General features: G+C 35.5%; 16 protein-coding genes. 6 read left to right on the top strand and 10 right to left on the bottom strand.

The annotated features are described in order from the left end of the window. Positions 1-365: 365 nt before the first annotated feature. Positions 366-2,057, bottom strand: a complete 1,692-nt coding sequence (locus V5M37_RS03380) for a DUF262 domain-containing protein (protein WP_423800753.1) — start codon at positions 2,055-2,057, stop codon at positions 366-368. 754 nt (positions 2,058-2,811) lie between these two features. On the opposite strand from V5M37_RS03380, the gene V5M37_RS03375 reads away from it, so the two are divergent. Beyond that, complete coding sequence (locus V5M37_RS03375; protein WP_423800752.1) at positions 2,812-3,375, top strand: hypothetical protein; 564 nt, start codon at positions 2,812-2,814, stop codon at positions 3,373-3,375. A 1,453-nt stretch (positions 3,376-4,828) separates the two neighbouring features. Here the strand turns inward: V5M37_RS03375 and V5M37_RS03370 are convergent. Next, on the bottom strand, positions 4,829-7,225 hold the full coding sequence (locus V5M37_RS03370; RefSeq protein ID WP_423800751.1) for a hypothetical protein: 2,397 nt from the start codon (positions 7,223-7,225) through the stop codon (positions 4,829-4,831). Between the two features lie 297 nt (positions 7,226-7,522). Between V5M37_RS03370 and V5M37_RS03365 the strand changes: the two genes are divergently transcribed. Continuing rightward, complete coding sequence (locus tag V5M37_RS03365) at positions 7,523-8,608, top strand: DNA sulfur modification protein DndB (protein ID WP_423800750.1); 1,086 nt, start codon at positions 7,523-7,525, stop codon at positions 8,606-8,608. Positions 8,609-8,903: 295 nt separating this feature from the next. Here V5M37_RS03365 and V5M37_RS03360 read toward each other — a convergent pair whose 3' ends face one another. The 6 genes from V5M37_RS03360 to V5M37_RS03335 all read right to left on the bottom strand — a co-directional run bounded on the left by V5M37_RS03360 (position 8,904) and on the right by V5M37_RS03335 (position 15,326). Beyond that, positions 8,904-9,881 carry a hypothetical protein gene (locus V5M37_RS03360; RefSeq protein ID WP_423800749.1) on the bottom strand — a complete coding sequence of 326 codons (978 nt, stop codon included), beginning with the start codon at positions 9,879-9,881 and terminating at the stop codon, positions 8,904-8,906. Next, positions 9,882-10,931, bottom strand: coding sequence for a DUF262 domain-containing protein (locus V5M37_RS03355; RefSeq protein WP_423800748.1), 1,050 nt, complete (start codon positions 10,929-10,931; stop codon positions 9,882-9,884). Positions 10,932-11,084: 153 nt separating this feature from the next. Further along, positions 11,085-12,395, bottom strand: a complete 1,311-nt coding sequence (locus tag V5M37_RS03350) for an MBL fold metallo-hydrolase (RefSeq protein WP_423800747.1) — start codon at positions 12,393-12,395, stop codon at positions 11,085-11,087. A gap of 161 nt (positions 12,396-12,556) precedes the next feature. Then, a complete protein-coding gene (locus tag V5M37_RS03345) occupies positions 12,557-13,006 on the bottom strand; it encodes a hypothetical protein (protein ID WP_423800746.1) in 450 nt (149 codons plus the stop codon). A 65-nt stretch (positions 13,007-13,071) separates the two neighbouring features. Further along, positions 13,072-14,328, bottom strand: coding sequence for a DnaB-like helicase C-terminal domain-containing protein (locus V5M37_RS03340; protein WP_423800745.1), 1,257 nt, complete (start codon positions 14,326-14,328; stop codon positions 13,072-13,074). A gap of 2 nt (positions 14,329-14,330) precedes the next feature. Next, positions 14,331-15,326, bottom strand: coding sequence for a DnaD domain protein (locus V5M37_RS03335; protein ID WP_423800744.1), 996 nt, complete (start codon positions 15,324-15,326; stop codon positions 14,331-14,333). A gap of 415 nt (positions 15,327-15,741) precedes the next feature. Here V5M37_RS03335 and V5M37_RS03330 point away from each other — a divergent pair, with 415 nt between their 5' ends. After that, a complete protein-coding gene (locus V5M37_RS03330) occupies positions 15,742-16,152 on the top strand; it encodes a VOC family protein (RefSeq protein ID WP_423802566.1) in 411 nt (136 codons plus the stop codon). Positions 16,153-16,248: 96 nt separating this feature from the next. Here the strand turns inward: V5M37_RS03330 and V5M37_RS03325 are convergent, their stop codons facing one another. Continuing rightward, positions 16,249-17,397 carry an ArgE/DapE family deacylase gene (locus V5M37_RS03325; RefSeq protein ID WP_423800743.1) on the bottom strand — a complete coding sequence of 383 codons (1,149 nt, stop codon included), beginning with the start codon at positions 17,395-17,397 and terminating at the stop codon, positions 16,249-16,251. 282 nt (positions 17,398-17,679) lie between these two features. Between V5M37_RS03325 and V5M37_RS03320 the strand changes: the two genes are divergently transcribed. From V5M37_RS03320 to V5M37_RS03310, 3 genes are all read left to right on the top strand, one after another. After that, complete coding sequence (locus V5M37_RS03320; protein WP_423800742.1) at positions 17,680-18,624, top strand: c-type cytochrome; 945 nt, start codon at positions 17,680-17,682, stop codon at positions 18,622-18,624. A gap of 92 nt (positions 18,625-18,716) precedes the next feature. Next, a complete protein-coding gene (locus V5M37_RS03315) occupies positions 18,717-19,427 on the top strand; it encodes a response regulator transcription factor (protein ID WP_423800741.1) in 711 nt (236 codons plus the stop codon). 405 nt (positions 19,428-19,832) lie between these two features. Continuing rightward, on the top strand, positions 19,833-20,129 hold the full coding sequence (locus tag V5M37_RS03310; RefSeq protein ID WP_423800740.1) for a hypothetical protein: 297 nt from the start codon (positions 19,833-19,835) through the stop codon (positions 20,127-20,129). A 450-nt stretch (positions 20,130-20,579) separates the two neighbouring features. On the opposite strand, the gene V5M37_RS03305 is transcribed toward V5M37_RS03310, so the two are convergent. After that, positions 20,580-21,773: a two-component system sensor histidine kinase NtrB gene (locus V5M37_RS03305; RefSeq protein WP_423800739.1), complete on the bottom strand. Its 1,194-nt coding sequence runs from the start codon at positions 21,771-21,773 to the stop codon at positions 20,580-20,582. Between the last annotated feature and the right edge of the window lie 4 nt (positions 21,774-21,777).

Here is a 21,777-nt window from a genome sequence, read left to right as displayed (position 1 = left end):
GTCAATTAATTTATCATCACCCACCTTAATTTCTTTAATAAGAAGCTGAATCAGCATCTTCTGTTTAATATCAGTCTCTTGTAGATTTAGGAGCGTGGTTAAATGCTTTGAATAGTTTTGCAAGAATTGATAAGCTGCAAAAAAAATTGAGGATTTAGAGTAGAAAAGCATGGATTGAAATAATAAAAAAAGTGCCTGGCACCACCCGAATCTTGTCGAGGAGAATTCGACAAATTTCAGGTCATGACAGGGCACTTTCTTTAAGCAACATCAAGTGTATCCGCAATGCAGGTATACCCATTTCTTACACAACCGCCATACTCGTTTAAATCTAAATCCAATTTTTCTCAAATGGAACTAAGATATCACCCTAACAACTCACGTATCCTTTCCGTGAGAATTGCTTTTCTTGTCTCATAAAACCTTTCGAATTCTTCTATTTCAAGTGAAACATCTTGCGGAATCATAGCCTGTTTACAAAAATCCGTCTTTTGCTGATTGTTCATATCATTATAATAGTCAACAAGACGCATAGCATTCTTGCTGCCATTACTTCTACCTTCAAGCAGATGTAGATTAGGTAAACGATTACGCATTCCACGCCATCTTTTCCAATCTTCTATTGTAACAGATACTGGCTTACCTTCATTAAACCTGTTATCCGGGTGAAGATGGTCTTGTTCATATTTAAAGTTCTTATTTGTCCAGTCAAGATTCAAGTAGTATAAAACCTCTCCGGCGACTCTGCTGCCTTTTTCAGAGTTGAGTACATCTTCAATTTTACCATCTGTGACTCTCAAGTCATTCATCTGATCGAGCATTTCGATTGTAATTTCATAATCAAAGCTATTGATGTTACTCTTCATCTGTTGCAGCTTCCCTGTAGTGCCAGATTGGAAGTATGTAAAGAATATTGCCCTTAGTAAATAGGCACGAACACCTTTGATGTTTTTACCGTAATCAGGATTATAATAAATATAATAGATAATCGGCAACAGCACGTTCCAACTACCTGAAAAACGGCTGACATCAATTTTCATTTCCTTCAGCAGGCTTTCCAAATTTTTCAATGCTTTCTTGAACCCGCTCCAATCGTTTTTCAAATTCTCTGCAATCTTTTTGTTAATGTTGGATTTTACAACATCACCATACAGCATCAAAGCTGAACGAATAATAAAGTCCGTACCAAAGCCATCATATGATTCAACGAGGATGTTTCCAAACTCCGTTTTTGCACTTGGCCAGTATGCCTCAAGTATTGACATTGTAATTTCGGATTTACGCAGTGCTTTACCGCCACTATTAAACCTTACAAACATCTCAAGAGCATCATCTTGTTTCATATCTGTAATTTCCGTATATCTAACCAGCTTTTCGACAAAAATCTTATTATACAACTTTTGCAGAATGTTTCGGGCGTAATCCTTGCTATCTGCAGGAACATTAACTATGGCTTCTTCAATTGCTATTTCTCTTGTAGTTCCATCCTGGAATCTCTCATCAAGGATGTTTTTCAACTCAAACTGGGTCGGACTCAATTTGCCAATTTTATCACTAAACTTAATATCGAATTTCTTGCTGTTATACTCTTCTTCATCAACAGAAATCTTATTCTTGTTCAGCTCTATCAGAAGTTTAGTTACAATCCTATCGCCAGACTTCTTTCTGGCGTAATTCGGACGTATGTATGCTTCCCCAAACAATGATAAAAACAGTGATGTTAGCCTTTGCTGTCCATCCAATATCGCCGTATCGGTATTCTTAACATTTATGCTTGTCAACTCATAATTAACAGTGTCAGCCTGTTTTCTGCTATCAAATGTAACCTCTGATAAAAAACTGCAAAAATATGTATCCCATGACACATTGGAGTCATCAACATGCCAAAATAGAAATGTAGCAATAGGGTAATCCAACAAAATGGAATCCCATAGTTTTTCAATTTGCTCCATACCCCAGACAAATTGTCTTTGAAACGCAGGCATTACGTATTTTCCGTCTTTAATGTTTTGTAAAGCCTCATATATTGATATGCTGCTATCTATTAATCTACTCATTTTGCACCCCTCAATCACAAAAACTCGATATATGCCTCAAATATTATTATACCTTTTTCCTTCCAATATTTATCTATTTATTAATATAGAAAAAATAAGAGACATCCTAAACCTAAAAGATTTGAATCCGCAAGTCCTTCATTCTCTGGTTAAAAAGATTACATGAAAAAACGATGGAACTGTCCATATTCAAAATAGTTTCTTATTCGATTACAGGATACATGAAAAGGCAACTCCCTTATGGGTTAGTTACCTTCTTTAAAAACTTTTTTCTTATTGCTGTTAAGTAATCTGTATCTCAAAAGAGGACGCCAGCCATATTGACCGGTGGCAATGATATTAACTATGGAATTCAGCTGAAGTTCTAGGTCTAAATTCGATGTTTAATTTTTCTTTCAGGTAATGTTTTAAAACAAAAACTTCAATTTTATGTGGATTTCTTGGATCATCTAAAAAATATTTTGTATAAGCACCCGGATTTACAGAAGCTGCAATAACCATTTTCCTTTTTACTTTATTGATATTTTCAACAATATCACCACGCTTTATATCTGTATCCCAACAAATAATAAAATGCAAATTAACAAACGAGTGATTGAAATTATTCTGCAAAAATTGTTTGAAAAAACGGGGTCAGTCCCCCAATTAGGTAAAGCTTTAAATCAATGGGGGACTGACCTGACCCCTTCGCTACTATGAAACTATTGCTCCTTTAATACGTAATAATAGTATTAGCATTCAGGAGGATACAAGGATGAACTTTATAAGTATTATAATACCATTATTGATAACAGTAGCTGGGGTGATTATACCCCTAAATGCTCTAAATTCAAAAACTAATCTTGGAAGAACTTTTTTTACAGATGAACAAAGAATAAAGGTTCATTATTTTAATACAGCATTGTTCTCTATTATTATGGCAGTAGCGGTTTCATATTTTATACTTGTATTTCAAGTTCTTACGATACCAGGATTTCAAATTGAAACTAAAGAAATAACATCCGCATTAGGCCTGGGAGTTACTTTCTTCTTAATATTTTTAATGATAACATCTCCTATATTCAGATGGATTGACAATTTTATTATTAAGTATCATATAAAGTATAAAGTGACCCCTTCCGAAGAAGATGGTTCAGTTTATATACTTAGAATGCATGACAAGGATACTTGTATATGTTCTAAAAATCCTAACGCTGAATATTCCGACCAAGGAGAATATATGCTTATTTCAATGGAAGAGATTTTAGGAAAAAAACTTCTAGAGGAAAAAATCCAAAAACCTACGCGGTCTGTATTTGCTAAATTATTTGATATATAATACTTTCGAAATTTCATTGCTAAAAGTGCCAGGCACCATCCAAATAAAAATGGATACCTGGCACTTTCTTTACTGTATATAAAATGTGTAAAATATTCAGCGGTTCATAGAAACAGGCCTACCTGTTTCTTTTCTAACTAATAATATGGATCAAGAATATATCGCCATTGGTAGAACCAAAAGAGACGGTGCGTTGATTCTTGATTGAATATTTGGAACATCAAGTTGTTCATCAACACCATTATTCATTGAGATAAACAAATCATCTAGTGACTTTTGTTTAAACAACTTAAATCCTGTATTCGTCATCCGAATCCGTAACTACCTTAACTACTTTTCCAATAACTGTATAATAGCCATCTATAATTTCATTTGTGTTGTTATGCACAAAATAGTCTAGATATACTGGAATAACAACTTTCAAATTTTCGTTGGTATTAATCGTACAGATAAAAAGAGTGCCTGTCACCACCCGAATCTTGTCGAGGAGAATTCGACAAATAGTTGGTAGTGAAACAGGCACTCGCTTTAACTATTTTAAAAAATAATTGACTGATATTCATTATTACCATTGCTAATAATGTACTGACATAAGAATCTTGCAAATCTTACGTTTTGATCTACTTGATCTAAGTATTTTTTTGATGTAGCTCGTTTTAATGAGGGAAATACAAGGTTTGAATTAATATAAATGTTGGCGTATCTAGTATGATTGTATGCTTGTTTAACTATCTTTTAATAAAGTCTAACTTTTGTAAGCTTTGGATTGTAATTATATAAATGATCTCTTCCTTCTATAAATGCTCTAACGAATAAAGCATTATTTAATATTTCTTGGACTACTTGATGTCGCTCACTAATTCCTATTGAAGAAAAATCACAACTGTTTTTTAAGGACTTGAAGTTTCCTTGCATTGATACTGCTGCACGAACAAAAGAAATTATATCCTGTTTTACTTCTATCAGGTCTATACCAAACTGATATTGAGAATCTAAAGATTTTCTTTCCTCATATGGAACTCTATCTATACTATAAATAAGTGTGCCTAAATTTTTTGTTATTATTGTATTCGCTCATATTTGACCTCCAACGTAATTATATTAAACAATTATTACCTTGAATATTAATCATACCCATTTTTAGTTATTTTTCCATTTTTATAGTGTCGATAAAAAAACGTGTAAAAACTGCCATTTGGTTTTCTGCAAGCTCGCCGGCAGCGGGAAGGATTTAAATTTATCCTCAAAGTATACCCATTAGGATTCAATGAACCTTTTTGTACTAATAAAGTCAAAACTACTTCACCGAGTGGTGTTGTTTTTTCCGTGCATAAATAGTCGTGAAAGTCATCCCCAAAGAAGCTACTGGCGGACAAAAATAAGATCACCTGTGTGAAGCAAGCACGAGCTAATATAGCACGTGCTTACTAACACTAATAAATTCATGAGTTAATCAGTCTCCAATTCCCGTAATAGAATTCAACATGTTTAATGTAGGAATAATAAATGGAGCATATGCCTCACAGATTTTTTCAACATCTTCTAAAGAGTTAAATCCTTTAGAACTCTCATTATCTTCTTTCACAAGAGAATACGCTGCGAGCCCTAACATTGTCATTCCATAAATGAACTTATTTTTAGTTAGGTCTTTCAGGCTTTGACGGGCAGAACTTACCTCTGATTTCAATACTGTGTTATCTATATTGAACACAAAAGTTAAAGACTCTGTGCTATCAATAATCTTTAAAACACGCTTAGCATTAAAACCATATTGTTCCCAGTCATCCTTTGTGACTGTCGACATATTTGGCAGTTTTAATTTACTCTTAGATGGTGCATTCCCTAAACCAGTACCACCAGTATTTCCCGTAGAGCCACCACCACCACCTCCACCTGATGATTCATAAGGCATAACGATGGTAAGTTCAAATAAATTACTGAAAGTTTCGTCTGCCGCCTCACTCTTAACATCAAATCTACATTTCACTACATCATTTTCCTTATAAAAACTTGGCAGATTAAATGATAGCAACGCATTACCATCTTTTGGATTTAGTGTGTGATCTAACATGATAAAATCGGAATCAGATTGTAATAATAACAATTGACATTTCCAATCCGATCCTTCTCGCGAAAAAAGATCATTATTCGCATCTGTTTCAAATTTAATGCGGGATTTCTTTCCTTGTTGGTTTTTTCCTTGAAGGACATATTCATCTTGCTGGCCATAAAATCTAAAGAAGGTAGGAGTCTCTTTTCCTACAAATTTTTCCGCCCCACTTCCTTCCCCTTCATTAATACCAGAACCAGTACCCTCATCACCAGGAATATCAATTCCTAAATCTAATAATTGGTTCAATACTTCTGTATTCTTTACGACTTTCTTTAATGCATCTGCTAAAGGCTTATTATCAGCCATACTATTTTTAATCATCTCTTGAATACGGGCCTCATTTAATCGCTTAAGACCTGCTTCATTAGCCAGATAATTTTCTAGTTCCTTTTTTACTTCTTCTGTAAAGGGGGAATCCACTAATCGGTCACGGCTGTTCATGAACAATTTCTCAATTGCTGCATTAGTTAAATGACTGCAATCAACAATTGTTAAGGTATCATCTTTTATTTCATTTAGTTTAAGTCGTTTGCGTGAATAAATAGCCTTATCGAGCATTGCATGAGTTTGGCCATTTAAAGAGAAAATCACACCTGTACCACGTAAGAATCTTGAAAGCGTTGTCCGTTTAAATACATATGTAGAACAGGTCAACATTTCTCCATGTACTGTCATGGAAGTATGCGTTGGGAAACCTTCTTCTAAATCTCCTTGACGAGAATCAGCAAAGTAGTCTAATAGACCATCTGCAAATACATTTTTAGCTCCTTGTGCCCTAAATTCACGGAATTCACAAAAACGAACAGGTACCGCCATTTTTGGTAAACGCATTTTAATAGCATGCCCTAGACCATTATCTAATAGGATACTAGTCTTATGTGCGCCAACTTCATATTCAAATAATTTAATGAATGTTCCATACTCTACTTCTGTACCGCATAGAGTTGTTGCATTCGGCATAATTGCAAATGTATCTGCTTCAAAACCTAAGACAGATCCACTCTTCGGATTACTATCTGCGGCAATTGGCGCTAAATATTCCACTACAGAACTGCGCATATTACCAGTTGGTGGTGTTCGTCTAATTACTGTGAAAGCCCACTGATTATCGCGTGGATTTGTTGAATTTATTAAAGCTGGATTTTTTCGAGTAACAATAACTTGTAGTTCAGTAAACTTCGCTACGCCACTTCCTCCCATATTATGTTTTCCTTGAACAATTGGGATTCGAATCTTATTGCTTTTACCTAATGATAGAATAGTATCTGGTAAACTATCAGGCGTTTGTCCTTCGCCACGATCTGCAATTGTAACATTAGGATTATCAGGATGTGTAGCACCTGTTAAAGAAATCGCAACTAATCGCGAAATATCTTCTTTAACTTTTTTTATATCCGGAGCTGTACTATTACATTCTTGTATATATTTTAAAATATTTTCTTTAGTCTTTGCAGGATCTAGAACATTGTATAAGTCAATCCCCATTTCTTTACCAGCATTCATCAAGATTGCATCGAATGCATTTACAACCTTTTCCACAATTGAAGAAACCGGATGACTTTGCTGATTTCCAATACTAGAGTAATTGTTTTCAGTGTCACCCAAATATCTCCAAACGTTGTCGTCGTTCCAAAAACCTTTCTTTTCCAAAAAAGAAATGACCTCTTGAGCACTTTCAAAGCTACAAACTAATTTTATCTCATTTAATGTAAGTTTCATATCTTTTATAGTAATCATATCAAATTTCCTCCCACTAACGTTGAGCGGCCCGTTATTTATAATTAAATAACACGTTCTTTGATTTGTCAAACTTTTTTGTTAAATAAATAAAAATTATATTTTTATCAAAGTGGCATAAAAATTTATATAAATCTTAAATATCTACTCATTTTTTAGCTGATAAAATAAAGCATATGGGATAGTTCACATTAAAACTGAGCGGCTAATAAATTTTTTAAATAAAAATAAAAAAAGAAATTGAAATAAATGTTTAATAATGATAAATTAAATACATAACAATTCCGAGGTGGTAAAATGTCAGTAGCAAATTCAATTAAAATTTCATTTAAAGGTTCAAAGGGAAATCAATTTGGAAGGGAAACTTATGTAACAATGATTCCTTTCAATAAACTTGAAAGTTTCTTTAAGGTTTTTCCAGAAGTTCAACGAAAACTAAGTAAGCCCCGTGTTAAATCAATTGCAAAATACATTTTAGATGGTATTAATAAAAAAAGAATGACATTTTTAAGTGCTATTACAGTTACATGTAAAAATGAAATTCAATATAATGAAGATGAATCTACAATTGATGTTGATATTAGCACTGTTTTCTCTATAAATGATGGACAACATCGTTCAGAAGCAATTAAATTAGCAATTTCGACTTTAAAGGAGAATATAGAAAACTCAAGCAATCAAAACGAGAGAGAAAAGCTTGCGGAAAAGCTTAACATCCTAGAAAATATGACTATTCCTGTTGTGATTTTCACTGGAATAGATCAAAAAGGGGAACAACAACTGTTCCATGATTTAAATCTTTTAGCTGGTAAACCTAACAAATCCATTGCATTAAACTTTGACTCTAGCGATTTGTATAATAGGTTAGCTAAAGAATTAGCTAAAAATAACGAACAGTTATTAAGATTGAATATAGAAACTGAAAAAACTCAAATTCGTGGTAATAACAATCAAATAATGGTCCTTTCTACATTAAGAAATATGCTATGTTATATAATCACCGGGGCTAATAAAGATAAAGAAGGCATATTAAACGTCGAAACTTATAATGAATTTTACAATACGCTCGATGAAATCATCAATTTATTATTTGAAGTATTACCTGAGGATGCTTCTAACCGCGAGAAGTACATTATTGGCACAGCGGCTACGCTACAAGGAATTGGCAAGTACTTAAACGAAGTAATTTACAATCAAAATAACCTTGATTGGCAAAGTGAAATTGAAAAGTTAGGCACTATCAATTGGTCTCATAGTAGTTCTGTATGGGAAGGTTATGGCGGAAGCTACATTCCAGAAAAAAATAAATTTGTATTTACTGGTACTAGCGCTGGAATTAATGGTGTATATGAAGCATTAAAATACACCTTGAATAAGCAATAACAAAAAACGAGCGGCCCATATTAATGAGCGGCTCGTTTTTGTTAAAGTTATTTGGCAGATTAAAAAACATTCATTTTGTTTCAAAAATAAGTTGGGCGCTCCTATGATTTATTATCAGTACGCAACCTAAACTTGTTATTCTCCTCAATCATATTTGAGTTTAGATTGATCTTAGCAAAATTTCAATATTTCATGGACAGGACAGGTTATCAGAATTTCTCTTTAAATCAATCAATCCCTTTCCATTATTAAAGGTGAAATGTAAACCCTATTATCAAAGTCCTAGGGCATTGATTTACTTTTCGTAATCAAAGTATGTTGCTATTTCGCCACATTCAGGAAACAGACTTAATAAGTCAGGAGTAACATGAAAGGTATAACCTGGTGCAGTATTATCAATGAATCCATTTTTAAAAAATATCGCTAATAAATATTGAAAAAAGGAAAGACTTCTCGGCATAAGTTCAGGTTTAGTGTTAGTCAACTCTTCTTCAATTAAATCCAAAGCCTTTTCGTATTGGTCTTCTTTATTGTATTTCCTTAATAAGGTTAGAACATTATCGCAAAATCGAGATAAATCTTTAGGTTTAAATTCTGATGGTATAGTCCCTTGACTGAATAATTCAATTAACTTTTCCGATATTTTAGTTTTAATCTGGAGTTCAGGCCAAATACTTTCTGTTACATTAAGAGAAGCCTGCTCAAAACCTAAAATTAACATATCCAGCTGTTCCACGGAAGCTTTTAACTGTGCCGCTAATCTTAATCGCTTCCAATCTACTTGTGAGCTCTTATAAGCTAATGAATGTGTTGAAACTGCCCAAGCATGTTCGAAGGCACTCTTAACTTGAACTTCAAATCTCACTTTATAAATAGGTGCTTCCTCCACATTTAAACCACTTGGCCTTTTGAGTCTTGCAGTAATCCTTGTTGAATCAAATCTAAAAACCTCTGGAGCCTTTTTGGCTTTTCCTCGAGCTTTAACATCCCTAACATCAAAAACATTTCTACAAAATTCAATAATTTCATCTTCATGGGAAAGAGTAGGTACAATAATAGTACAAGCAAAAAGATCATCTATTAAAGACCACGACTTAAATCTTCCTGTTTCAATTTTTTCTGCAATTGAGTCAATCGTTTTTATACGTGAAATAAAGGCGTAACCATTTTTTTCACAAAAATTAAGGATGGTTTCCTTAACTCTTTTCCCAACTTCTTCAATAAGCGGCGATTCTTCTGTATACCGCCGACTCAAAATGCTGGGAATAATCATTTACTGTCCCCCTTCCTGATTTAATATAATACCTCTAATAATCTCAATTCGTGTTCGTCTTGGTTTTGGATCGTTTGAAGCTGATCTGGTTGCTTCAAAGTACCTTTTGGCCACCTCATCTTTCGAACGAATACTTTCGTCCTCAACTCTTTGAATAAAACTTAATAATTTTTTGCCCACTTCTTTCGGATTTAATAGTTCGTTATTCCCAAAACCTTCACTGATAGCCGCAAACAAAGAATAGAAATCTGCTTGGTTTTTTAAACGTGATCTAGAGAAGGTCTGTCCAATTTCAGGATCAGAACAAATGGCTTTTAAGAATTCAATGGTAAAATAAAATTTTTCAATAATTTCATCTTTTAATTCCCACTCAACATCACGTTCCGCAAAAGCTTTGTCTAGATCGTCTTGTGAGTAAGACTTTACATCTTCTTCTAAAAATAATAAGAGTTGAGCGACCATTTCAACATCTTTCATCTGGCTACGTGACTTAGCTACTATTGCCGGAAAATTATTAGGAAGATTCTTTGTCATCCATTCACTTAATCGCTCAGCTTCAGTAATAAATATTCCATCAAACCTCGCATGTCTCAACTCTTGGGGAGTTAGTTTTGCAACATTACGGTTTATTCTGTCGAAAATATTATTAATAATTTCTTCTTCAGTCGAAGGGAGATACTCTACTGAAAATTGATACATCCAAAATTTCCGTTTTGTATCATCAGATAAGTCCTTAAAATACTTTCCTCGAATATCTCTAATTGTACATGTTTCACTTACAGGAAAATAATCTGATGCAAAGTCAAAAAGTGTTGTAAGACGTTGTTTACCATCAACAACACTATAAATAGATCGTCCTTCAGGAGTTATCTCCTGATGTAAAAATATTGCTGGTGCGGGATAATCATTTAAAACAGTATCAACAAAAAAATCTCTATATTCTTGATTCCATACACTTCTACGTTGATATTTCGGTTCTAAATCTAATAAGCCTCTTTGATAAAAGTCCCAGAACCAAGCAAGCGGTTGAAAATTTGCAGTTCTTTGCATTTATAAGCACTTCCAATTCTATGGATTTGAATAGTGGTAAAAAAACAAGTCTTACAAATCAATAAGCTAAATGAATTCTAACCATCGTCATTCTTATGAAGGAGTACTGTGACATAAACTAAACATATTGGGTTCATAGGTGATTCTACTATCCTATCTCCCCCATTTTAATACAACTCCGTGATCAAAGCTAATTTCATTATTTGTCCATGACCATCCGGTTTTTTTGAAAATATCATTTACTACAAGGAAGTCAGGATGACGATATTTATTTTCAATACCTGATGAGATTACACAAAAAGGGTTATTCAAATAATTTAAGAGCTTTGAGTCCCAGCTATATTGTGAGCCGTGATGGGGAACAATCAGAATCCCAATTTCCGCAGCCTTAGGAAGAAAGTGGATAATAAGTGATTTAAAGTTATCGTTTTCTTTTCCACTCCTTGGTGCCAAATTAATATCTCCGGTAAATAAATATCCGAATTTTGCAAAAAGTGAATACTTATTATAACCATAAGACCTATGTAAGTATTCATCTTTAGAATAAACTTCCGAATATTTTCCATTAGCTTCGTATTTATTAAAATAACTTACTTTCAAAGCTCGGTGATTTTGAATGAAATCCTCCGGTAATAAAAAACTATTAATTTTAGGCCTCAGCTCATTTTCACAAGTAATAGAAACACATAAAGATGTATCATTTAAATCTTTATGGATTTCTTTGAATAATTCATAAAGTGGAGAATCTTTTTTTATTTTTTTAAGTTCCTCTTTCACCTGAATATCCTTAATCTCCTCTTTAAATTTTTCTAGCTTGGATAAACTGCAACTCTTGTACCATAAATCAAATTCGACTAAACTATACAGAAGTATTTGACAGTTTTTAAGGTGCAAAACATTTTTAGATCGAGCCGATTTTAATTCATTCTCATCTGGAATTTTTGCATTGTTCGCTTTAATCTCAATATCAGGTAGGGTAACAATTGGTAGCTGAGTATCTTTTAAGTTATCATCCGAATCATGAATAAAGATAATATTATTTTGGTAATTTCTACTTCTTAGAAACTCTACAGGTTGTAAAATAAAATCTAGAACCCAATCTAGACTTTTATCAATTTCTTTAATTTTGTTTTTCCATATAAGGAACAAAAATATTCGGGTAGGTAGGTCAAAATAGGGTAAAAATATATTATTAATTTTATCTTTATCAAAGTCTTTAAGAAGTTTTTCAAGTCCTGAAACATGGTCTAAATGAAGGTGGGAAAGTATTAAAAAATTAAGATCTTCTTTATTATAAGTTTGTATGTATGTTTCAATTTCGTTATCTAAACTTTTCTTGTATTCCGAGCCACAGTCTATCATATACCGTATTTCTTTAGAATCATGGACACGGTAAAAACTTCCTGTGAAAAAGAGGCCTTGACCAGCTTTATGAAATCTTGCGAGATGTCGTAGTTCAGTCATTTTAGTTTCTCCTACATTCTTTTTATGAAGATTTTACCATATATTTCTTAAGATGATATGAAAATTGCATTAATTTCGGCAGCCATCTGGGCATTACCTACTACTAAAAGATACTTATTTGAAATAGGATTAGGATGTTACTTTCAACCCTGGGGATTTCACTATTTCAATTGCAGGTTTATTCCCTTCTCTCCCTTCCCATACCGCCCCGCTATAGCCGGAAAACTCTCGAAATCCTTCCTCATCTCCCGAAACGTAACCACCTCTTTCCCTCTCTCAAACTCGAATTCTAGTGGATATTCGTGACAGTTTAATGGGCTTTGCTGAAATGTTTCGGTAAAGAATTGAATGGCCTCTTGCGGGCTGCTGGCAAAGATGAAATAAAACTCCTTCTTATTCATCTTTAGTGAGTAGACCCGAACCTTCTGAATGCCTAATACATTCTTTCGGATTAATTCCGCTACTTTCTGGTTATCTGCTTGAACTGCGTCTAATTTGGATATGTCGTCCCCTAACGAAATTTTCTGTTCCGCTAGTAAATGGTAGATGTAATGAGCCAAAGTCGATTCTTCAAAATGAAAACTATCTTCGTAAAGTTCTCTCACCAACATGTGAATCCACCTCATTAATTTTATAATATGGTTCGCGGTCTTCGCTCTTAATGACTGCAGGACGGCTATACAAGGGCTTGGCTCTGTTCCTTTCGGTCATCAATCGCTCCCGTATACTCGTTGTAATTCACGGAGATGGTTCCAACTTGGCCATTTCGGTTTTTCGAGACAATGATTTCAAGGGAATGATCTTGAGAATCCTTGTCATAATAGGCTTCGCGGTATAGGAACAAAATGACATCGGCATCCTGTTCCACACTTCCCGATTCCCGAATGTCAGACATCATCGGCCGCTTATTGGCCCTTGATTCCACCGACCGATTTAGCTGCGCCAAACAGATGACGGGGCAATCAAAATCCTTTGCCATCGTTTTGAGCGATTTGGAAATTTCCGTTACTTGTTGATGGGAATTCCCTCCGTACGCTTGACTGGATTGGATCAGTGTTAAGTAATCGATAAACAGGATCGGCTTCTTGCCAGGAAATTGATTCATCAGTTTTCTCGTTTTCGCTCTCATCTCGGCAATTGTTTGTCCCGCCCCATCGAAAATTTGCATATTGGTTTCCGTGAGATCCCCAATCACATCCGACCATTTATCTTTTTGACTTTGACTTAGCATTCGTTTCGGATCCCGCATTTTTGCACGATTAAAGCCCCCTGTCGAAGCAATTAATCGTTTAGTGATCAACCGCTCAGGCATTTCTAAGGAAAATACGAGTGGCAGATACCCGGCCCAACCAGCCATTTTGGCAAAATGAAGCATCACGTCGGTTTTTCCCATCGATGGTCTGGCCGCTAGAATCGTGACTTCCCCGCCCTGAAAGCCTCCCGTCATTTCGTCAAGCTCTTTGATACCCGTTGTGACACTTTTCAGGCGCAATTGATCTTCCCAGGGTGCCTCATAGATGTTGGCCAGCGCTTGTTGCAACGAGGTATGATCCTCGAGCTTTAATTGGCTGATTTTATCCAATTCGCTGACGACCTTCGCAATCTCCCAGTCATTCACGGTAGCAACAGTTAGGATGTTTCTCTTTTCCCGATCCTTCCACGACTCCAGAATGATCTTTTCCGTTCCATCGAACTTCTCGATGTCTGCATAGGACAACAGCTCCGAAAGATAGGACATTCCCCCTACTGATTCGAGGTCGGACAGGGTTGAAAAAGTAATCAAATCAAGATTTTTACCGGTACGTTTGAACTCCACCATTTTTCGCATGATTTCTTTATGCCGTGCACTTTCTAGCTGTTCAGGCTGAATTACGGTATCTGTTAGTAGGTACTCCGCCTTCATCAAACTGCCTAGGAACGCTTTTTCAGCCATACTCATTCCTCTTCACCTGCCGTTAGATCAAGGTGGAATCCACGTGGAATATCTCTACCGGTCCGAAAATTTTCAGTTGATTGTTTGGATGTTGGTACTGCCTGTTGGGGTGCCTGATGGGCATCAACATCTGCTACGGTCAGTAACGATTCATTTTCCCAGTTTCTAAGAATCGCAACGATATAGTTGAGCCTTCGCTTGTTATTCGCACAGGCAATCTCCATGGCTTTTAGGATCATCTCTTTCGGCTGTAAAAAGCTAGAATCCTCCAACCATGCTAGCAGCTGCTGCTTCGCCATCACGTTTGTAAATCCAAAACCATTTGAGTCCCAAAACTCGATAATTTCATTCACATCTTCTGGTTTTGTAAGATTCTTTAAATCTGGAGTATCCTCCATATATGGCTGAGAAGCTATTTTTTGTTTTTGTTTTTCTTTTTTATTTTCTTTTTCTTTTTCTTTTTGCCCACGTATCGTCCCACGGTTCGTTGACGTATCGTACAACTCTTCCGCTTCACTATCGGTATATGTATCCTGTTCCTCTCGTTCACTGCCCCCGTTGCTAAAAAGCATTTCTTCTTGTCTACTAAAACATTCGTAAAGACTGCTTATCCCAGGATTGCTAATGCCTTCCGAAACATACGAAATAAGCGAGCGATCTTGGACCTCTTTTAGTTCGGCGGTTATACAGTCCATGATTGGTTTCCCGCCTTTATGCAGGTTATATTCCCCCCAGTACTTAATCGCCAGTTCTTTTGTTTCCGGATTGTAGCGAATCAACTGAAGCTGCTCTGCAAATCGTTCCATTAACGAATGAACAGTCTCCATCGAATAGCCCAAATGAAAAGCCATTTGCTTCTTCGTGATTCGATAGATGCCAATTTGAGTTGTTTTCGAATTTGTCAGCAGATAGAGGTAAAAATACTTCTCCTCAGGGGTCATTACTTCCACAACGGGATTTTCCCAAAATTCAGTTCGCACCATTCGATACTTTGCCATCCTTAACCACCATCCTTGTTTATTGGAAAACTTTATTCAGAGTCTATTTATGGTTTTATGAGGAAAATGGATAGGGTGACTTTTATAAAAAAGTGAATATTTTATGGCAATAGCTTTCTTTATGGAGCACTAAAAAAAGCACCTGTCACCACCCGAATAATTTCGATCAAATTTCAACGAATTACGGATAGTGACTGGCACTTGCTAATAATTCCTATATATTTTCCGAATTCCTCAGTATAGGCTTTTCCAAACAGGTGATTTATTAATAGTTCCTCTGTTAGTATAGGAACTGTAATGTTTTTGATAAAATTAGGTATGCTACAGGTGAGAATTTGTGAACACTAGACAACATCCATGGCAATTTACGAAAAAAAGTAAAACCATTTTAAAAAAAGGAAGGAAGTTGGATTGTATGGGAGTTCAAAACATTTTTGTGAATTTGCCAGTTAAAAACCTGGAAAAAACAATGGGATTTTTTTCAAAGGTAGGTTTTGAGTTTAATCCCCAGTTCACCAATGAATCAGCCGCCTGTATGGTAATTAATCAAAATATGTATGTCATGCTTTTAGTAGAGGAGTATTTTAAGTCTTTCACAAAAAAAGAAATTCCCAATACGGAAAAAAGCTCACAGGCTATTATCGCTTTGTCTGTTGAAAGCAGGCAGGAAGTTGATAAGTTAGCAGAAAAGGCATTGGCGGCCGGCGCAACGCCTACAAACGATCCGCAGGACCACGGCTTCATGTATTCACGAAGCTTCGCCGACCTTGATGGCCATCTATGGGAAGTATTTTTCATGGAAGCATCACATGTAGAGAATAGTTGATTTTCTGAATCAACCTCTCAAAAAATATCAATATTTATAAACGAAAAAGGCACAATTCCGTAACAAGAATTGTGCTGTTTATTTATATATCTATTTTTATTTCGATAATCCTAAAATTAACTCTTTATAGATATCGAAGAATGCAAAGTAGTAATCCTTGTAGACATATTCATCTGTTTTGTGTGCCATTTTTGTTTCGCCTGGACCAACCATCATGAATGGGAAGTTGTCATCTTTACCTCGTAATAAGTTTGATGCATCCGTTACCCCTGGAGAACCTTTAACAGCAATTTCCAAATTTAAATGTTTTTTACCGAGTTCTTTCGCAAGATAGACCATTTTAGACTGTCCTGAAGTGAAAACACTTGGTAATGACATGGTCACTTCAACATCAATATTAGAGCCTTCTTTATTGTAAATGCTCGCTGTTGTGTTGAATAAGTCAATCACTTCATCATTATCAAATTCTGGAATCGTCCGCACGTTTATTTCTGCTACTGCTTTTTCTGGAACGGAGTTTACTTGGTTCCCTGCATTAAAAATAGTTGTACTCATCACCAATTTATCTAGAACTTCATTTTTACGATCATCGCCATTCAATTTTTCGTCTAGTTCTAATAGATATTCCATCAATGGATTAATCGCGTTATAACCTTGGTCTGGCATAGAACTGTGTGCTGCTTCACCAATAGACGTTACACGCAAGTTAAGTGATCCTTTGTGAGAGTAAATAATGGTGTCATGAGAAGGTTCAGCTACCCATAGATAATCAACATCTTCCATATACCCTTCTTCGTATAATTTTTTAGATCCTGCGCCGCCGACCTCTTCACCAGTTGTTGCCATAAAACGGACAGTGCCATTTTTTAATTCATTATTTTCTTTGAGTTCAATCATCACTAAAGCAAGGTTTACTAAACCTGCTTTCATGTCATTTGTTCCACGTCCGTACAACTTTCCGTCCCTTTCTGTCAATGTGAACGGATCTGAAGTCCACTCGCTTTCATCACCAGGAGAAACGACATCCATATGACCAGAAACACCAATGACTGGACTCCCGCTTCCAATTTGGGCCACTAAGTTAACGCGAGTGTCTGTAACTGGAACAATTTTAGATTCAATGCCGTATTGGGCAAATAAATCTTTCAAGTAACTTGCCACTTCTATTTCGTTTTCATTAATAGATTTAATCGCTATCATGTCAGATAAAATCTTTATCTTTTCTTCTTCTGTAAAATGTTTCATACTAACTTCCTCCGAAATTTTATCTGTCTCTCGTCAATAAGAATCCAACTGTATTTTACCCAAAAGTCCATTATTCAGTTATCCTCTTAGGACTTTCCAGAACTACTCCTCTGAAACTTTTTGTACATTTGGTGAACGCTCCTCTCTTTTACCCCTTGTTCACGAAACACTCAATTTTACTTAACCGAATCTTAACACTCGTTATAGATAATGAGCCTGTAAAAACAATTCGGAAAAATCCTCTCTTATGAGAAATCCTCTGAAATGGAGATGAGCTTAAACATGAATAAACTATTTATTGCTTCATTTGGTGCCATTGTTGCCACGATCGTACTTGGATTTAGTGTATTCTACTTATTTATACTAGATTCAAAGGAGCAGCCAGCGGTAAGTTCTGCAGCATCTGCACCATCATCAACATCTGGAGACCAAACAGCAACCAAACCAGACCATCCTTATTTACCGCCAAGTATGGACGATGTTCCGGAAGGCGAAGAAGGGGAATTAATTAAACTAGGGTATAAAGAACATAACGAAACCAGCACGGTTTTAGATGAGTATGTAGGAAACAAACTGAGCTGCGCCAGCTGCCATGCGGATGGTGGAGTTGCTTCATCTCTTGATCTAGTCGGTATTTCAAAAACTTATCCACAATATAATCCACGTGCAGGGAAAGACGTTACCATCGAAGAACGTATTAACGGTTGTTTTAAAAGAAGTATGAATGGAAAACCGCTTCCTTTAGATAGCAAAGAGATGAAAGCAATGGTTGCTTATTATACGTATATTTCAACCAATGTTCCTGATGGCACGAAGGAACGACCTTGGGCGAAAATGCCAAAAGCTGAAGGGGATTTAACCAAGGTAAATGTGGATGCCGGCCGAGAACTATACAACAAAGCTTGCATTACCTGTCATGGAGAAGGCGGCGATGGCGGCGCCACAGGACTTCCTCTTTGGGGAGACAAATCTTACAATATTGGGGCAGGTATGGCTCGTGTCAGAACGGCTGGGGGCTTTATCAAAAAGTATATGCCTAAAGCACCAATGGGCGGTTATGAAGCAGGTTCCTCCACAGATGAAGAAGCGATGAATATCGCAGCCTATATTAACTCTATGCCTAGACCTGATTTCCCTGATAAAATAAATGACTGGCCGAAAGGCGATGCACCGGATGATGCAGCCTATGAAACACTTGCTGGGAAGAAGAATGCGGAAAACAAATAATCGGAATGACCCGTTAACAGCGGGTCGTTTTTCTATATATAAAACATCACCTTTTGTAAAACTCTCTTTATCACTATAATGGAGGCAAGGGGTTGAGGAAGTTGGAAGATAGAAGATTGAGAGGAAAATCCATTTTAATTATTGATAGCAATAGTGAAAATAGAGCTGTATTAAGATTTCATCTGACTAGACAGGGTTTTGAAATATTGGAGGCTGTTGATGGACAAACAGCTCGTGAATTGTACTTAAAACACGATCCCTGTTTTGTGCTTTTAGAAACATCTCTTCCTGATATGGATGGACTCGAAGTTTGCTCCTGGATGCGTTACGAACTGGACAGTAATGTACCCATTATCATTGTATCTTCCAATAATACGGACCAGGATCGAATCGAAGGGCTGAAACAAGGGGCTGATGACTACATTGGTAAGCCCTATAATGTAGAGGAATTGTCGGTTAGGATTGAAACAGTTTTACGAAGAACGGCCAATCGCTGCAGTAAACTAAGCTATAAAGGGTTAACGATTAAACCATTAAAGGGAGTCGTTAAATTCCACGATGAAGTACTTGATTTAACCCATTTCGAGTACCGTCTGCTCTATCTATTTATGACTCACCCAGATCAAATTTTTTCAAGAGAACAAATTATCAATACCGTATATAAAAAGAATGAAAAGGTAATCAATGAACGAACAGTAGATGTCCATATCAAAAATTTAAGAGAAAAAATTGCTGAGTATACAGATTATCCTTTTATCGTAACGTTAAGAGGGATTGGGTATAAGTTTGCAACTGAGGGTTAGGGAAAGGTGTGAAGTGTGCTTGCCACTACCCTCTAGGAATCTGTATCTAAAATTATCAACTATTTAAAGACTAATTTGATTTAATTTTTTCATTATACAACAAAAAGGCAGCCTCCCTATTGGATAACGGGTTCGGTTTTCGAGTACAAAACAGTAAATAATACACGAATTAGCAGTCCAATTAGCAACTGAATTGGACTGCTTCTTTTTATTGACATTTCAAGGTTTATAATCAAAATTAAGACAAAATGGCACGCCAATTTGTACCCCTTTTAACAAGGTGACAGATGTTTTTGTCATCTTGCTAAATTGTATGTTAAAACGTCTTCTAAAAAGTAATCAACGGTATATCCAAAAGGAATTAAATGGTAATATATAAATATAAAATGACGAGGTGATATTTTTTTGAAAAACTGTTATCTATTGTCTCTTATAATTTTATTCCTGTTTTTCTTAACTGCTTGTTCATCTAACGACATTGAATACAGAGATAGAAAATATCTTGGTCCTCCTAATGAATACACGTCGGAAGAAATACAAGATAAAATAGGCGATGAACTAGAATCAAAAGGAGAAAAACTGGACGGAATGGACGGAATGAAGCCAAAGTCAGTCGATGAGAATGGAAACATACCAACCCTTCTGATTTTGAAGAAGAATAAAGATAAATACATTGTTTACAGCCTGTCAGGTGGACCTTAGAAGAAACGAATTGAAATAATAAAAAATGCTCAAGGCAAAAAGCTCTGAGCATTTTTCTAATTTTTTATGCTGTATAATCTTGCAAATTAGATGTTAATTAGTCTGTCAAGTGTATTGCGTTTTCTATGCTAATTGCAATTTTGCACTTTAAAACCGAACCTTGATGAGGAAAACGGATAGGGTGGGTTTTATAAAAAGGTGAATGTTTTGTGACAATAGCCTATCAGATTTCAAGTAACCGAATTAATGCAATATAATTAATGAATCAAAAAAGGATATCTTAGAAGGAAAAGTTTTTTCAACAGATGGAGTTTTAGAGATGATTGAATAACGGGCTCGTACTTTCATATACTATTTTTTGCTGCTTAAACTAAAAGACTTTTAATTTTGTGTAGGAAAACGATTTCCATAAAAAATAGGACCAATTAGGTCCTATAAACTAAACATCTACTAATCATTGGAAAAGTCCAGAGCGTGACTAGCACCAGTATCTAAAGGAAGACAAATAGTAAAAATAGACCCATATTTCGGAGTACTACTCACCTCAATAGTTCCCCCATGGTCCTGAACAATTTTCTGACATATGGATAGCCCCAGACCCGTTCCTTCTGCTTTCGTTGTAAAGAAGGGATTAAAGATTTTTTTCAGGTCTGCATCTTCTATACCTACACCCGTATCACAAACCTCACAAACTGCTAAGTTCCCCACTTTCAACAATCGAATCGTAATATGTCCACTTTCAACCATAGATTGAATGGCATTGTTAATTAAATTTACAAAAACCTGTACCATTTTATTGAAGTCCATTTTCACCAAAAGATCAGGATTATACTCCGTGTGTGTGTATACGATTTGATGTCCTACACTTTGGGCTTCGGATTTGGTTAAGGAAATGACCCTCTTTAAACAATCGTGGATGGAATAAACTTGGTATTGAGAAACATCTGGTTTTGAAAATTGTAGGAATTCAACCGTTAATTTATTCATCCTGTTGACTTCACTAAAGATTAAATCATACCAAGGCTGTATATTATAATGATCCTCTTTGGAATGTTGCAGAAACCCTTGAATGATCGTCAACGGGTTTCTAATTTCATGTGCAAGTCCAGCAGCCATTTCTGCTATTAGTTTCATTTTTTCCTCTTTGTACAGTAATTCTTCACGTTTCTTCTCTTCAATAAGAGTATTTTTTTTCGCTTCCATTTCAATAATATACTGAATGATCAGTACGACAGCTATTGAAGTTAGAAAGTCCGATCCAACCCCAAATATGCTATAGGAATTTACAGGGGAATACGTAGCGCGAATAACAGTGTAAATAACCATGAAACCAAAACCAAGAAAAATCCCCTTGACGGCTCCCTTGACTTGGAATAAAAATTTACTAAGTAAAATGATATAAATGGAATAACACCAATTCAGTTGGCTGGTGTAATGAAACAATAGTAACGAAATGATTTCACCAGATGCGATAAACAAAAATAAGTGGGTATACATTCTTTCCAAAAAGATACTGGCTATAAAAAGAAGACCAAATACAATCATAAAAAAAGCATTTTGAGTTTTCCCTAACGAAACCGAGGCGAAAATGACAAATACTACATAAACAGGCAAGACAATATGATACATTAAGCGAAAAAACATAAGT

Source organism: Neobacillus sp. SAB-20_R2A (genome assembly GCF_049568635.1).
GTDB classification, from domain to species: Bacteria; Bacillota; Bacilli; order Bacillales; family Cytobacillaceae; genus Neobacillus; species Neobacillus citreus.
The sequence above is the reverse complement of the archived record's forward strand: the minus strand, read 5'-3'. Positions and strand labels throughout refer to the sequence as shown.